This is a genomic window from Micromonospora chokoriensis, assembly GCF_900091505.1.
Classification (GTDB): Bacteria; Actinomycetota; Actinomycetes; order Mycobacteriales; family Micromonosporaceae; genus Micromonospora; species Micromonospora chokoriensis.
Genome location: NZ_LT607409.1, coordinates 1953079 through 1967639, shown reverse-complemented (window position 1 = coordinate 1967639; position 14561 = coordinate 1953079). Strand labels below are relative to the sequence as shown.

At 71.6% G+C, this 14561-nt stretch carries 13 protein-coding genes; 7 read left to right on the top strand and 6 right to left on the bottom strand.

Annotated elements, in window-relative coordinates; translation table 11 throughout:
- Nucleotides 1-20 precede the first annotated feature (20 nt).
- Nucleotides 21-1040, top strand: a complete 1020-nt coding sequence (locus tag GA0070612_RS09250) for a glutathione S-transferase family protein (RefSeq protein WP_088987541.1) — start codon at nt 21-23, stop codon at nt 1038-1040.
- Between the two features lie 575 nt (nt 1041-1615).
- Here GA0070612_RS09250 and GA0070612_RS09245 read toward each other — a convergent pair.
- The gene (locus GA0070612_RS09245; protein WP_088987540.1) at nt 1616-2578 is read right to left on the bottom strand and encodes a complex I subunit 1/NuoH family protein; all 963 of its coding nucleotides are present in this window, start codon (nt 2576-2578) and stop codon (nt 1616-1618) included.
- Nucleotides 2578-3336 (bottom strand): NADH-quinone oxidoreductase subunit C, encoded by a 759-nt coding sequence (locus GA0070612_RS09240; protein ID WP_088987539.1) that lies wholly within the window; start codon nt 3334-3336, stop codon nt 2578-2580. Before GA0070612_RS09240 ends, GA0070612_RS09245 begins: the two co-directional genes overlap by 1 nt.
- Nucleotides 3337-3441: 105 nt before the next feature.
- On the opposite strand from GA0070612_RS09240, the gene GA0070612_RS09235 reads away from it, so the two are divergent.
- Entirely contained in the window at nt 3442-4488 is a 1047-nt protein-coding gene (locus GA0070612_RS09235) for a glucose 1-dehydrogenase (protein ID WP_167393611.1), read from the top strand.
- A gap of 16 nt (nt 4489-4504) precedes the next feature.
- On the opposite strand, the gene GA0070612_RS09230 is transcribed toward GA0070612_RS09235, so the two are convergent.
- On the bottom strand, nt 4505-5821 hold the full coding sequence (locus GA0070612_RS09230) for a DUF2252 domain-containing protein (RefSeq protein ID WP_088991375.1): 1317 nt from the start codon (nt 5819-5821) through the stop codon (nt 4505-4507).
- 222 nt (nt 5822-6043) lie between these two features.
- Between GA0070612_RS09230 and GA0070612_RS09225 the strand changes: the two genes are divergently transcribed.
- Nucleotides 6044-6982 carry a hypothetical protein gene (locus GA0070612_RS09225; protein ID WP_088987537.1) on the top strand — a complete coding sequence of 313 codons (939 nt, stop codon included), beginning with the start codon at nt 6044-6046 and terminating at the stop codon, nt 6980-6982.
- 129 nt (nt 6983-7111) lie between these two features.
- Here GA0070612_RS09225 and GA0070612_RS09220 read toward each other — a convergent pair whose 3' ends face one another.
- Nucleotides 7112-7693: an NADH-quinone oxidoreductase subunit B gene (locus GA0070612_RS09220; protein ID WP_088987536.1), complete on the bottom strand. Its 582-nt coding sequence runs from the start codon at nt 7691-7693 to the stop codon at nt 7112-7114.
- A 219-nt stretch (nt 7694-7912) separates the two neighbouring features.
- Here GA0070612_RS09220 and GA0070612_RS09215 point away from each other — a divergent pair, with 219 nt between their 5' ends.
- Nucleotides 7913-8449, top strand: a complete 537-nt coding sequence (locus tag GA0070612_RS09215; RefSeq protein ID WP_231924518.1) for an RNA polymerase sigma factor — start codon at nt 7913-7915, stop codon at nt 8447-8449.
- Complete coding sequence (locus GA0070612_RS09210; RefSeq protein WP_088987534.1) at nt 8442-9647, top strand: hypothetical protein; 1206 nt, start codon at nt 8442-8444, stop codon at nt 9645-9647. The genes GA0070612_RS09215 and GA0070612_RS09210 overlap by 8 nt, the downstream gene beginning before the upstream one ends.
- A gap of 52 nt (nt 9648-9699) precedes the next feature.
- Here GA0070612_RS09210 and GA0070612_RS09205 read toward each other — a convergent pair whose 3' ends face one another.
- Together GA0070612_RS09205 and GA0070612_RS09200 are read right to left on the bottom strand one after the other, a co-directional pair.
- Entirely contained in the window at nt 9700-11187 is a 1488-nt protein-coding gene (locus GA0070612_RS09205; protein ID WP_088987533.1) for a pyridoxal phosphate-dependent decarboxylase family protein, read from the bottom strand.
- Nucleotides 11184-12620, bottom strand: a complete 1437-nt coding sequence (locus GA0070612_RS09200; RefSeq protein ID WP_088987532.1) for an MFS transporter — start codon at nt 12618-12620, stop codon at nt 11184-11186. The genes GA0070612_RS09205 and GA0070612_RS09200 overlap by 4 nt, the downstream gene beginning before the upstream one ends.
- Before the next feature lie 172 nt (nt 12621-12792).
- On the opposite strand from GA0070612_RS09200, the gene GA0070612_RS09195 reads away from it, so the two are divergent.
- Nucleotides 12793-13356 carry a SigE family RNA polymerase sigma factor gene (locus tag GA0070612_RS09195; protein WP_231924517.1) on the top strand — a complete coding sequence of 188 codons (564 nt, stop codon included), beginning with the start codon at nt 12793-12795 and terminating at the stop codon, nt 13354-13356.
- Nucleotides 13349-14560, top strand: coding sequence for a hypothetical protein (locus tag GA0070612_RS09190; protein ID WP_088987530.1), 1212 nt, complete (start codon nt 13349-13351; stop codon nt 14558-14560). Before GA0070612_RS09195 ends, GA0070612_RS09190 begins: the two co-directional genes overlap by 8 nt.
- Nucleotide 14561: the final 1 nt, after the last annotated feature.

Below are 14561 nucleotides of genomic sequence, written 5' to 3'. Positions count from 1 at the left end.
AACACGACCGGGAGGCTGACGTGGGCGAGCAGACAGGCGGCAAGTACGTCGAGCCGGGTGGCGAGTTCACCCGCGACCAGCGGTACATCGCCACTCGGATCACCAAGGACGGACGCGACGGGTACCCGGTGGAGCCGGGCCGGTACCGGCTGGTGGTCAGTCGGGCCTGCCCGTGGGCCAACCGCCTGATCATCGTGCGACGGCTGCTCGGCCTGGAGGACGCCCTCTCGATGGGGGTGGCCGGCCCCACCCACGACGCCCGGAGCTGGACGTTCGACCTCGACCCGGGCGGCCGGGACCCGGTGCTCGGCATCGAGCGCATCCAGGAGGCGTACTTCAAGCGCTTCCCCGGCTACGAGCGCGGCATCACCGTGCCGGCGATCGTGGACGTGCCGACCGGGCAGGTGGTGACCAACGACTACGCGCAGATGAGCCTCGACCTGTCGACGCAGTGGGTCGCGTACCACCGCGACGGCGCGCCCCAGCTCTACCCCGAGCACCTCCGCGCGCAGATCGACGAGGTCAACGACGTGGTGTTCCGGGACGTCAACAACGGCGTCTACAGGTGTGGTTTCGCGGGCAGCCAGGAGGCGTACGACAAGGCGTACCACCGGCTCTTCGACCGGTTGGACTGGCTCACCGAGCGGTTGACCGACCAGCGTTACCTGGTCGGCGACACCATCACCGAGGCGGACGTGCGGCTGTTCACCACGCTGGTCCGCTTCGACCCCGTCTACCACGGTCACTTCAAGTGCAACCGGCAGAAGTTGAGTGAGATGCCGGTGCTGTGGGCCTACGCCCGGGACCTGTTCCAGACCCCCGGTTTCGGCGACACCATCGACTTCGACCACATCAAGCGGCACTACTACGAGGTGCACCGCGACATCAACCCGACCGGGATCGTGCCGCTCGGGCCCGACCTGTCCAACTGGCTCACTCCGCACGGCCGGGACGCGCTGGGTGGCCGCCCCTTCGGCGACGGCACCCCGCCCCCGCCGCCGGTCGAGCCGGTCGACCCCGCCCACACCCCGCTGCGCTGAACGACCCGACCCACCTGACGCCCCCTCGCCGCCAAGATCCGCGCAACATCATAGATGTTGGTGCCTCCCGCCTCTCGGAGGCAGCAACATCCGGCACGTTGCGTGGACCTTGAGTGGTCGGGCGTCAGGCGGCGGGCGTGGGGCGGCGGGTGCGTACCCCCCGGGTCGGGCCGCCCGCCCGTCGGCCGGCCGCGCTCGCCGGTCGCGGGCCTGGCGTTGGTGATGGTCGTGAGGCGCTTTCGAGCTGAATCGTTTGTGACATCGGGCGGCACGTCGGCCGCCGCGGCAGCGGCAGCGGCAGCGGCAGCGGCAGCGGCAGCGGCAGCGGCAGCGGCAGCGGCAGCGAATGATTCGTCTACGACATCAGCTCGAAAGCGTCTCCAGGGACCACCTCGAAGCGCCACGCCGAGCAAGCCGGCCCACCTCGACCCGCCGCGCTGAGCGATCCGACCCACCTCACGCCGGGATGACCGCGCTCGATCACTGGTGTAGTGGCTGCCGCGTCCACCGACACCACTACGACCAGGACCCAGCGCGAGCATCCGGCGCGAGGTCCGGGCACGTCCAGCGTGAGGTCAGAGGGCGATGCGGACGGCGGCGGTGAGGACCAGTTGCCCGAGGGACGCAGGGACCAGCACCAGCCAGCAGAGCCGTTGCAGCTGGTCCTCGCGTAGCCGGGGGTAGGACACCCGGAGCCAGATGATCACGAATGACACAGCGAAGATCTTGACTAGCGTCCAGAGCCAGCCGAGCTGGTCGTCGGCGAACGGGCCCTGCCAACCGCCGAGGAACAGCACGGTGGTCAGCGCGGCAATCACCACGATGCCGACGTACTCGGCGAGCAGGAAGAACGCGAAGCGCAGCCCGGTGTACTCGGTCATGTAGCCGAAGACCAGCTCCGAGTCGGCCACCGGCATGTCGAACGGCGGTCGCCGGATCTCGGCCAGCCCGGCGACGAAGAAGACGATCATCGCGGGTGCCTGCCAGAGCAGCCACCACGGCTGCCACGCCTCGACGATGCCGGGGAGGCTGAGCGTGCCCGCCGCCATCGCCACCGACGCGGCGGCCAGCACCAGCGGCAGCTCGTAGCCGAGTAGCTGGGCGGCTCCGCGCAGCCCACCGAGCAGGCTGTACTTGTTGGCCGACGCCCACGCCGACATCAGCACCGCCACGACCCCGACGCCGACCACGGCCAGCACGAAGAACAGGCCGATGTCCAGCGGTTGGCCGACCAGGTCGTTCGGGCCGAGCGGGATGACCAGCAGCACCAGCAGATAGGGCACCAGCGCCACCGCCGGGGCCAGCCGGAACACCGCCCGGTCCGCCTCCCGCGGGGTCACGTCCTCCTTCTGCACGAACTTGACCCCGTCCGCGACCAGCTGGGCCCAGCCGTGGAAGCCGCCCGCGTACATCGGGCCGAGACGCCCCTGCATGTGCGCCATCACCTTGTGCTCGGCCTGGCCCACCAGCAGCGGCAGGGTGAGGAACGCGACCACCACCCCGCCGATCCGGAGCACCAGCTCCACCCAGAGCGGCATCAGGTCGTACCCCCGTCGTGGTCGGGTCGGTCGGTCGGCGCCGGGCCGTCGTCACCGGCGGCAGACCGGGGAGTACGCGCCGGACGGGCCCCCGGGGCGGGCCGCGCCGGACGTTCGCCGGCGGGCCTGGCCGGGGTGCCGCCGCGCGGGCCCTCCCCCACACCACCCGCGCCGGCCGGGGTGGGCGTGGTGCCCCACTCGCCCGGTGCGGGAACGCCCGGGGGGCGGATCGGCCGACGCCCGCCGCCGGCCTCCGACTCGCCCGGTTCCTTCGCGCCCGGCCAGGGTTTGGCCACCCGGGACGCGAGCACGAACTCCTTGCGCAGCGGGTGCCCCTCGAACTCCGGGGGCAGCAGCAGCGGCCGCAGCTCCCCGTGGCCGGCGAAGTCGATGCCGAACATCTCGTGGGTCTCCCGCTCGTGCCAGGCGGCACCCGGGTAGACGTCGACGACCGAGGCGACAGTGGCCGCGCCGCGCGGCAGCCGGGTACGCAGCAGCACGCCGTGGCGCAACCGCGTCGACCAGAGGTGCGCCACCACGTCGAAGCCCTCCGCCAGCTCGTCCACGGCGGAGAGCCAGTCGAAGAAGTCGCAGGCCAGCTCGGTGTCGTCGCGGGCCGCGCGGACAGCGGCCAGCCAGTTCGCCGGCGGCACGTCGACCGTGGCGCGGGCGAACCGTTGCCCGCCGGAGACCGACGGGGTCACCTCGACGGGCGCGAGCAGCGCGACCAGCCGAGCGCCGACCTCTTCGGGAGTCATGCCGCTGATCCTAGTGCCGCCCGCACCCGCACCTGGTCGGCGCCGATGCCCAGCGATCTGCCGGCTTTGGGCGCGACGCAGCCCACGGCGGGGAAGGATGAGGGGGTGCGCGCTGTGACTGTGACACCCGGGGTGGCCAACTCACTGAGCCTCGTCGAGGACCATCCGGAACCGGATGCCGAGGAGGGCTCGGTCCTGGTCGAGGCGCTGGCGGTCGGCATCTGCGGCACGGACCACGAGATCATCGCCGGGGACTACGGCGAGGCGCCGCCGGGAGCGGACCGCCTGATCATCGGGCACGAGTCGCTGGGCCGGGTGATCGAGGACTCAAGCGGCACCCTGCAACCCGGCGACCTGGTGGCTGGGATCGTCCGGCACCCCGACCCGGTCCCCTGCCCGAACTGCGCGGTCGGCGAGTGGGACATGTGCCGCAACGGTCAGTACACCGAGCACGGCATCAAGGCGCTGCCCGGGTTCGCCCGTGACCGTTGGCGGATCGAGCACCAGTACGCGGTCAAGCTCGATCCGGCCCTGGCCCAGGTCGGCGTGCTGTTGGAGCCGACCAGCGTGGTGGCGAAGGCCTGGGACCACATCGAGCGGATCGGGCACCGGGCCGAGTGGCAGCCACAGACCGTCCTGGTGACCGGGGCCGGTCCGATCGGGTTGCTGGCCGCGTTGCTCGGCACCCAGCGTGGGCTCACCGTGCACGTGCTGGACCGCAACACCGAAGGGCCGAAGCCGGAGCTGGTCGCCGGACTCGGCGCCACCTACCACACGGTGACGGTCAACGAGCTGCCGTTCGAACCGGACGTGGTGATCGAGTGCACCGGCGCGCCCAGCGTCGTCCTCGACGTCATGTGCAAGGCGGCGCCGAACGGGATCGTCTGCCTCGCCGGGGTGTCCAGCGGGGGCCGGACGATCGACTTCGACGCCGGGGCGCTGAACCGGGCGCTGGTGCTGGAGAACAACGTGGTGTTCGGCTCGGTGAACGCCAACCGGCGGCACTGGAGCATGGCCGCGCAGGCGCTCGCCCGCGCCGACCAGGTCTGGCTCGAATCACTCGTCACCCGTCGGGTGCCGGTGAACCGGTACGCCGACGCGTACACCGCCGGGCCGGACGACATCAAGGTGGTGCTGGAGTTCGCGTCCTGAGCGACGAGCCACCCGCTCAGATCCCCGGCAGCCGGCCGTTGCGGAACAGGTCGACGAAGAGTTGGTGGTCCTGTCGGGCGCGCACCCCGTACGCGTGCGCGAAGTCCACGAGGTGAGCGACGAAGCCCCGCTCGTCGGTGTCCACCGCAGCGACGATCGCCTCCTCGGTGGAGTAGTCCACCAGGTCGTGACTGGACTCGTCGTCGGCGACCGAGTGCATCCGGGCCACCGCCCGACCGAGGTCGACGAGCACGCCCGTCAGCTCCTCCGGCTCGTTCACGTCGGACCAGTTCAGGTCGGCGGCGTACGGGGACACCTCGGCGACGAGCTGACCGGCGCCGTGCAACTCGGTGAAGCCCAACCACGGGTCGGCGTGCGCCTGCAACGCCCGCTGCGACTCGGCGGTCCGGTGCCCCTGGTGCTGGAAGTAGCCCCGGACCGTCTCGTCGGTGACGTACCGCGCCACAGCCGGCACCTGCGCCTGCTTCATGTAGATGACGACGTCGTTCTCCAACGCCTGGGTGTGCCCCTCCAACAGCAGGTTGTACGACGGCAGTCCGGCCGAGCCGATGCCGACGCCCTTGCGCAGCACGACGTCCTTGATCCGCGCCGCCACCGGCCGTAGCTGCGTCGAGCCGGCCGGCAGGGTGCCCAGATAGTCCTCGAAGGCGGCGCTCACCAGATCCCAGGTGGCGTCGTCGATCTCGAAGACGCCGTCACCGAGGGAGAAGCGTCGCTCGTAGTTGTCGATGGTGGTCTGTGCGGCGAGCAGGTCGACGCGGGTGTTGAGCCGGGCCTGCTGGAGCACCCGGCGCAGGACGCCGTCGGCGTTGTCCAGGGTGATGGAGCCGATCGCGTCGTCACCGCCGGCGGCGATCGCCCGCAGCTCGGTCAGGTACGACCGCGCGAAGCCGGCCACCAGGTCCCCGATCGCCGTGTCGGAGAGCGCCTTGCCGTAGCCGAGCAGCGCCACGCTGGCCGCGAGCCGCCGCAGGTCCCAGGTGAACGGTCCGACGTACGCCTCGTCGAAGTCGTTGACGTTGAACACCAGTTGCCCGGACGCGTTCAGGTAGGTGCCGAAGTTCTCCGCGTGCAGGTCACCATGGATCCACACCCGGCCGGTCCGCTCGTCGAGGAACCTGTCGTCGGCGAAGTCGCCGCGCTGGTCGGCGTAGAACAGCGCGGCGCTGCCCCGGTAGAAGGCGAACGGCGACGCCGCCATCTTGCGGAACTTGCGACGGAAGGCGGACGGGTCGATCGCCATCGACGCGCCGAACTCCTCGGTGAGCACGTCGACGATGTGGGCGGACCGCTGCTCCCCTGGACTGCTCATGAACCGCACGCTAGTCGGGCCCGGCCACCCCGGACGTCAGACAACCGACTTGTCCCATTCGACCGGAAGGTCAACACGGGGCACCTCTGGGCGGCTTCGTCACCGATGCTGGACCGGCTCAGATCCATGGTTGTGCAACGGCAACCACACCATGGGTTCGCTGACGTCTATCCAGGCAGCCGAGGCGATCGGCGTCGGCCGACACGGGAGGACCAGATCTTCATGTTCCAGAAAACGGGGACCCTACTCACCGCCGTACTGCTCGGCCTGACCGCGACGGTGGCCACGACCGGCCCGGCGGTCGCCGCGCCCGCCGACGGCGGTGACCACACGCTCTCGGTGGGTCGGCTGATCCTGACCCCGACCGACCGGGGGTACCAGGGCAGCGTCTCGGTGACCATCACCAACACCGGCAGCGCCACCGACTACTTCCACTACAAGCTGCGCGAGCCGGTGCCGGGCGCATTCCAGTCCGACGACCTCAACTGCGACATGTTCGACATGAGGGTGGAGCAGAACCGCCGCGTGTTCAACTGCGCCCTGACCGACAACTGGGTCGACCTGGCCCCGGGCCAGAGCATCCAGAACGTGCTGGACTTCCACGTGCTGACCGACCCCCGGCAGTACCCGATGATCATGAGCGGGGGCTGGGTGGAGGCCTACTCCACCAACGGCGGTCTGGTGGCGAGCACGTCGGTCAACGCCCTGTTCCGGTCCACCACCGGGTCGCTGATCCGTCCCCGGCCCTACGTCCAGGACGCTCAGCCGGACGCCTCGATCAGGCTGAACGGCCCGGTGACGGAGTTCCCGGACGGTGAGGGCAACCTGCGGGTGCCGGTGACGATCCGCTACGACGGCGACGCGCCGCACAACAGTTTCCAGGTGCAGGCCAGTTCCCTGCCGGCGGGCTCCGTGTTGCGGCACACCGACCCGGGCAGCCCGGTGGGTAGCGGCGGCGCCCTGGTGCCGGTGCCGGGGATGCGGTTGATGCCCGGTGAGGAGTACAGCTTCGCCCTGGTGATCAGCCCGCCGACCGATCCGGCGGACGCCACCGAGCTGATCGACATTCAGGTGACGACCGACTGGTACCCGACGACTCCCGACGTCGACCCGAGCGACAACGTCGTGCGGACCGCGCTGACTGTCGGCGCGAACGGCTGACCTGTCGAACCCGGCCGCCGCTCGGATCCGTCCGGGCGGCGGCTCGGCCGCCGTCAGGTGGCTGCGGCTCGGCCGCCGTCAGTTGGCTGCGGCTCGGCCGCCGTCAGGTGGCTGCGGCTCGGCCGCCCGTCAGGTGGTGGCGGGCGGGCGTACCGGTGGCGCGGTGAGGGAGTCGACGGAACGCGGGGCAGCGGCCTCGCGGGGCGGCGCGTCCAACGGGGCGGCCAACACGTCGCGCTGCGGCACGCCACCGATGCCGGACTGCTCGGCGGCGATCTTCTCCTGTAGGCGCAGGATGCCGTGCAGCAGCGCCTCCGGCCGGGGCGGGCAGCCAGGCACGTAGACGTCGACGGGGATGAGCTGGTCCACACCCTTGGTCACCGAGTACGAATCCCAGTAGGGGCCACCGCAGTTGGAGCAGGCGCCGAACGAGATGACGTACTTCGGCTCGGGCATCTGGTCGTAGAGCCGCTTGATGGCCGGAGCCATCTTGTCGGTCACCGTGCCGGAGACCACCATCAGGTCTGCCTGCCGGGGGCCGTGGGCGAACGGGATCACGCCGAGCCGGATGAAGTCGTGGCGACCCATGCTGGTGGCGATGAACTCGATCGCGCAGCAGGCCAGGCCGAAGTTGAACACCCAGAGCGAGTAGCGACGCCCCCAGTTCAACACGAACCGGATCGGCTCACCGAGCACTGCCGGTAGCTGCACGACCGCCCCCTCTCGTCATCGACAGTGAATCACAGGCGACGGCGACCCGGTCCGGTGGTGAGTGGCCGGGAGGCCCTTCGGTTGTCCCGGACCCGACACAGAATCGACACCGATCGGCGCGCAACCCTCCGACGGACCTGAGTGTGTGACCGGTGCTGGCGAACACGCCGCCCGCGGCCACCACGGGGAGGACGAGTGCTTGTGACGAGAGAAGTACGGGTGGGCGGACGTCCGCCGGACCCGCTGGGCAACTCCACCTCGGTCGCCGACGAACTGGTCTTCGACGACTTCTACCACGCCCACTTCCGGTCACTGGTCGTGCAGCTCACCGCGTACACGGGTGACCGCGGGCAGGCGCAGGACCTGGTCCAGGAGGCGTTCTGCCGGGCGTACGCCCGCTGGGACCGGCTCGCCCGGTACGAGGACCCGTTGGCCTGGGTACGCAAGGTCGCCTGGAACCTCGGACACAACCGCTGGCGGCGGCTGCGGACCGCCCAGTCGTGGCTGCTGCGGCAACGGGAGACCCACGTCGCCGGGCCGAGCCCCGACCGGGTCGCCCTCGACGTCGCTCTGGCGAAGTTGCCGCCGAAGCAGCGACGGGCTGTCGTTCTGCACTACCTCGCCGACCTGTCGGTCGCCGAGATCGCCGCGCAGGAGCGGGTCGCCGAGGGCACCGTCAAATCGTGGCTGCACCGGGGCCGCACGGCCCTCGCCGCCCATCTGCGGGACACCAACGAGGAGGTGCGGGATGTCTGAGCAGGAGACCCTCGGCCTCGCCGAGGAATTTGCCCATTACCGCCGTACCCTGCTGGACGAGGTCGAGGTGCCCGGTCCCGCCGCCGTCCGCCGGACGGTGCGAGGTCGCAACCGACGCCGGTGGGGTGCCACCGCCACGACGGCGCTCGCGCTGTTCGGCGGATCCGCCATCGGGTACGCGGCGATGAGCGGCCCGGACCACCGACCGGGTCCGGTCGACCCGACGCCGAGCATCTCGGTGTCGCCCACCCCGCAGGGCTCGACGAGCCCGACCCCCGGCCCCTCCGTGACCACTGGCGGCCCCACCTCCGCCGTTCCCGACGGCCGGATCAGCCGGGCGCAGTTGCTCGGCGCATCGGTGACCCTGCCCGCGTGGCGGGCCGGGCGCGGCTGCCCGACGTCGGCCGTACGGATCAGCGGAGAAGACCGCGAGGGGATCAACTGGCTGTTGGCGCTCGACCACGGCGACGTCGACGGGGACGGTGCGGTGGAGACGGTGGCGCTCGTGCAGTGCGTGCTCGGCACCGGCGGCCCGATGCAGGTTGTCGCCTTCGACCGGGACGAGCAGGGGAAGGTGGTCACGCTCGGCCGCGTGGTGGCGACCACCATCGACAAGCCGCAGTGGCTGTTCGCCCTCGACGTGGTGGCCGACGGCACGGTCCGCGTGCAGGTGGGTGACATCGCACCCGGGGGCGGCTGGTCCGCCGACTGGTCACAGCGGCAATGGCGGGGCTACCGCTGGAAGGACGACGCCTTCGCCCAGGTCTCCGGGCCGACGAGCTTCGGCCCGAACCCGAACCTGGCGGACATCGCGGTCACCACCACCGACCTCGTACTGACGACGGCGGACGACGGCTCCCGGACAGGCACCGCCACGGTGCGGATTCGCAACCGGGGCACGGGGCCGGTCCCCCGCGTGGCGCTACAGCTGGGTGTGCCCGCGCCGGTGCGCCCGGACGTCGACGGGTGGGCACCGTGCGGGGGCGAGCCCCAGAACACCAGCGAGCCGGTGACCTGTGACCTGGGTCGACTGGCGGCCGGGGCGGAAGTGCGGTTGGACCTGAGCTTCCGGGCCGGCGTGGGGATCACCGTGGGCACCGGAAAGGCCGACGTGGACGTCCAGCCGATGGACAGCAATCGCAACGTCCTGCCGGACGTCAACCGCGCCGACAACCTGGTGCAGATGAACTACCGCTGAACCGGTGCGGTCCGGCCCGCCGTCAGGCGACGGTGGACCGGACCGTGCGCCGTCACCAGGTGGGCCGTTGCAGCAGGCCGACGAACTCGACCAGCAACCGTTCGCGCAACGCCGGCGGGGCGGCGTCGAGCAGGGTGTTCACCGCCGCCAGGCGATCCGGCGTCGACGCTCCCCCGCCACCGAGCCCGAGCCCGGCGGCCAGCCCGGCGACGAGTTCGGGCGTGAGGGCGTCCGGGGTCAGCGACGTCGCCAGCGCGACCAGCTCGGGTGGGAGGGCGACCGGACCGGCTGCCCGGGCGGCGGCCACCGCCTCGACCAGGTCCGGCCCGAACTCGGCGACCCGGGGCGCGACCGAGGCGGTCACGGTGAGGTGCACACTCGCCGGCAGCCCCGCGTACGACAGTTGGGGCTGGGTGTGCCAACCCCGCGCGGTCAGCTCGTCGACCAGGACGAACAGGTCCGGGCCACCCTCGGTGGCGGTGAAGCACACCACCGTCGACTCCGGCTCGGCCATCAGCCGCAACCCGTCGACGGCGCGTACCGCGTCGGCCAGGCCGGCGACCGCGTCCCGGGTGACGGTGGCCAGCCGCAGGTAACCGTCGTCGCCGAGGTGCCGCACCGTGGCGTACGCGGCGGCGATCGGCCCGCCCGAGCGGGTGGACGCGATCACCGGGTTGATCATCGTGTAGCCGGGCCAGTCGGCGTACGCGAAGTACTGCGGCGCGCGGAGCGAGGCGTCCCGGTGCAGCAGCACCGACACCCCCTTCGGCGCGTACGCGTACTTGTGCAGGTCCACCGAGACGGACGTGACCCCGGGTACCGCGAAGTCGAACGGCGGCACCGGCTCACCGAGGCGACGCAGGTACGGCAGGGTCCAGCCGCCGAAGCAGGCGTCCACGTGGCAGCGCACCCCGGCGGCGGCGGCCACCGCGGCGATCTCCTCGACCGGGTCCACCACCCCGTGCGCGTACGACGGCGCGGAGCAGGCGACCAGCACCGTCTCCGGACGGATCGCGGCGGCCATCTCGGCCGGGTCGGGACGCAGGGTGTCCGGGGAGACCGGCACGACGTCCATCGCCACCCGCAGGTAGTGCGCCGCCTTGGCGAACGCGGCGTGGGCGCTCGACGGCACGACGATCCGGGGCTCGGCGATCTCCGGGTGCGCGTCCCGGGCCGTCTTGACCGCGAGGATCAGCGACTCCGTGCCGCCGCTGGTGACACTGCCGACGACGTCCGGTGCGGTGGTGCCCGGGCCGGCCCCGAGCACCCGGGCGGCATCGCCCACCAGGGCGTTCTCCATCGTCAGCAGGGACGGGAACGCGGTCGGGTCCAGCCCGTTGACGTGTGCGCTCTCCCGGTGCGCGGCGGCGGTCAGCTCGTCCAGGCCCGGCACCGCAGGGTCGTAGACGTACGCGAACAGCTGCCCGCCGTGGGTGGGCCGGTCCCCGGCGCGCAACTGCCGTACCTCGGCCAACGCGACATCCGCCGGCACCCCGAGAGGCAACGCTGCCCGGTCCTCGACAGTGCTCTCGTCGATCATGGAGTTGTGGTGCCCTTCTCGTGACGGTCAACGGCTTTCGTCCCCACCACAACTCCATGATCGACGCGGTCGGCACGGGTTGGGTCAGTTAGGGCGGCCTGGGTGAGGCTGTAGTGGCGGAGCAGGAGGGTCGGTGGGGCGATCAGCAGGGCCGGGATGACGGTGAAGCCGAGCAGGACGCCCAGGCGGGCAGCGTCGGACTGGGCGGCGGCGGTGCCGGTGTCGGAGGAGACGTAACCGGAGACCTGGAGCACCAGGCCGTAGATGCCCGGACCGAGCGCCAGCCCGAGGGTCTCCCCGGCCGTCCACAGGCCCGTGAACACACCCGCCTGTCGCCGACCGGTGCGCCTGGTGTCGTACGCGATGCAGTCCGGCAGCATCGACAGCGCGAAGACCTGCTGCCCGGCGTACCCGACGCCGATCACCGCGACCACCAGGTAGACGGCGACGGTCGGCAGCACCGACGCGGCGACCAGGGTGAGCGCCCCGACGGCGAGGATCAGCGAGGCGACGACCAGCGCGGTCCGCTTGCCCAGCCGGGCACCGACCCGGGACCAGATCGGCATCACCAGCAGCGCCGGCCCGACGAAGCAGACGAAGAGCAGGGTCGGCCCGCTCTCGTCGTCGCGCAGGATCTGCCCGGCGAAGTAGTTGACCCCGGCCAGAATCGTCGCCACGCCGGCGGACTGCACGACGAAACAGATCAGCAGCGCCCGGAACGGGCGGTTGGCGGCGGCGACGGCGAGTTGGGCGCGCAGGGTCGGCTCGCTCCCGCTCACCGTTCCGGTCGGCGCGGACCGGGTGCCGATGAACGCCCCGACGGCGCCGAGGGCGATCAGCGCCGCCACGAACAACCCCATCCAGCGGTGCCCGGCAACACCGTCGCCGCCGGCGCCGACCACCAGCGGGGCGACCGCGCCGGAGACCAGGATGGCCAGTGCCAGCACCGCGATCCGCCAGGTCATCAGCCGGGTGCGCTCGGTGTAGTCGTCGGTCAGCTCCGCCGGCATCGCCACGTACGGCACCTGGAAGAAGGCGAACGCGGTGGCGGTGGCGAGGAAGGCGAACGCCACGTACGCGGCGGCGGCCGGGCCGTTGCCGAACGGCGCGGCGAAGATCGACGCGAAGAGGACGGCGAGCGCGAGGCCGGCGACGAGCAGGTACGGGCGGCGAGCACCCCAGCGTGACCGGGTGCGGTCGGAGATCCGCCCGGCGACCGGGTTGACCAGCACGTCCCAGGCCTTGGGCAGCAGCACCAGCAGGGCTGCCAGTCCGGCGGCCACGCCCAGTGTGTCGGTCAGGTACGGCAGCAGCAGCAGACCGGGCACGGTGCCGAACGCGCCGGTCGCCAGCGAGCCGAGCGCGTAGCCGGCGTGCACCGGGCGGGGCAGCGAACCGGCGGCTGTCGAGCCGGTGCCCAGCGGCGTTTTCATGGGCCCGAATGTTACTCACGTTATGCCGGAGGTCACATCCCCTCATCCGCCCGCCCGATACGGACATCCGAACAGTCGGGTAACCGGCAGCCGGGCACGCAACCGCCTCCGCAGCCTCGGAGTGTTACCAGCGCCGACGGCAGACCAGCCCGGCGGTGACGGGGGAGGGGCAGTGACAGCGACGATGGGAGCCCGCGCCAACGAGCCACCGGCCGCACGGACGGCCGGCGTGACGGTCGAGGTGACGATCACTTTCGACGACTTCTACCACGCGCACTTCGGCAGCGTGACCGCCCAACTGTGCGCGTACACCGGGGATCTGGGACACGCACAGGACCTGGCCCAGGAGGCGTTCTACCGGGCGTTGGCCCGCTGGGACCGCCTGGTCCGGTACGACGACCCGGTGGCCTGGGTCCGCCGGGTCGCCTGGAACCTGGCCCGCAGCCGCTGGCGACGCCTGCGTACCGCCCGCAACCACCTGTTGCGCCAGCGGCCCACCGAGGCGGAGGTGGCCGGGCCGAACCCCGACCGGGTGGCGATCGACGCGGCGCTGGCGCAACTGCCCGCCACCCACCGTCGAGCGGTCATCCTCCACTACCTGGCCGACCTGCCGGTGAGTGAGATCGCCGCTCAGGAAGGGGTGGCCGAGGGCACCGTCAAGTCCTGGCTGCACCGCGGTCGGACGGCACTGGCCGGCCTGCTCGACGAGAACACCGAGGGGGTGTGCGATGTCTGACTTCGACCCGCTACTGCGTGAGCGCCTCATCGCGTACCGCAACGACGTGGTCACTCAGGTCGCCGGCCCCGGTCCGGACCACGCCCGGCATCTTCTCCGCCGACGCCGTCGGATGACGGCGGTGGCCGTGGCCGCCGTCGCGGTCATCCTGGTGGGCGCCCCCGTCGCCACCAACGCCGCGCTGCACGGCGACCGGAACCCGCCGGTGCCGGCGGAGTCCGTCGAGCCGACGCCCCCACCGACGTCGGCCCCGCCGACGCCCACGCCGACCGGGTCCCCGTCGGCGACCACCGGCACCCCGGACGCCCCGGACGGGCGGATCAGCCGGGCCCAACTGCTCGCCACCCGGGTCGACCTGCCGAGTTGGCCGTCGAACCTGGCGGAGCAGGGCTGCACCACCTCGAAGGTTCGACTCAGGACCAACGCGACCGACCTGTTCGTGTCGGAGTTGGCGAACGACGCGTTCCGGTACGGCGACGTGGACGGCGACGGTGCCGTCGAGACCCTCGCCGTCGTCTCCTGTCGGTTCGCCGAGGCGTCGGCGAAGCAGGTGGTGGCCTTCGACCGGGAGCGGAACGGCCGCATCGTGACGTTGGGCAGGGTGGTCCGGACCGGCGACGGATTCGACGACGTCCTCGCGGTGGAGATCGATCAGAACGGGTCGGTCGGGGTACGCGTGGCCGACATCGTGCCGTGCTGTGGCATACCTACCTACCTCGTGCGCGAACAGGTGCGGACGTACCGGTGGGACGGGGAGCGGTTCGGTCAGACCGACGGCCCCACCGCGTTCGGCAAGGACCCGCGACTCACCGACCTGAGGCTGAGCATGAGCCACGAACTGGTCGACGTCCCCGGTGCCGACAGCCGACGCACACTCACCACCGTCTTCACCGTCACCAACGCGGGACCGCTCGACGCGCCCCAGATCGCATTCCAGTCCATCGACGTCGGCGAACGGGCCGGCGGGGACTGGTCGAAGTGCGACCCGCACCCCGCACCGCAGCAGTACGTGCCGTCGTGCCTGCTACCCGGGGTGCCCCGCGGTGAGTCGCGCCGCTACACGTTCGTCCAGTTGGTGCCGGGCAACCCGGGGACGGACGCGCACATCAGGACCTTCGAAGTCGAACACCACGACGCCCAGGACCGCCCCTGGCCCGACCTCAAGCCCGCCGACAACAGGGTGCGGTCCCCCATTCGACTCTGAG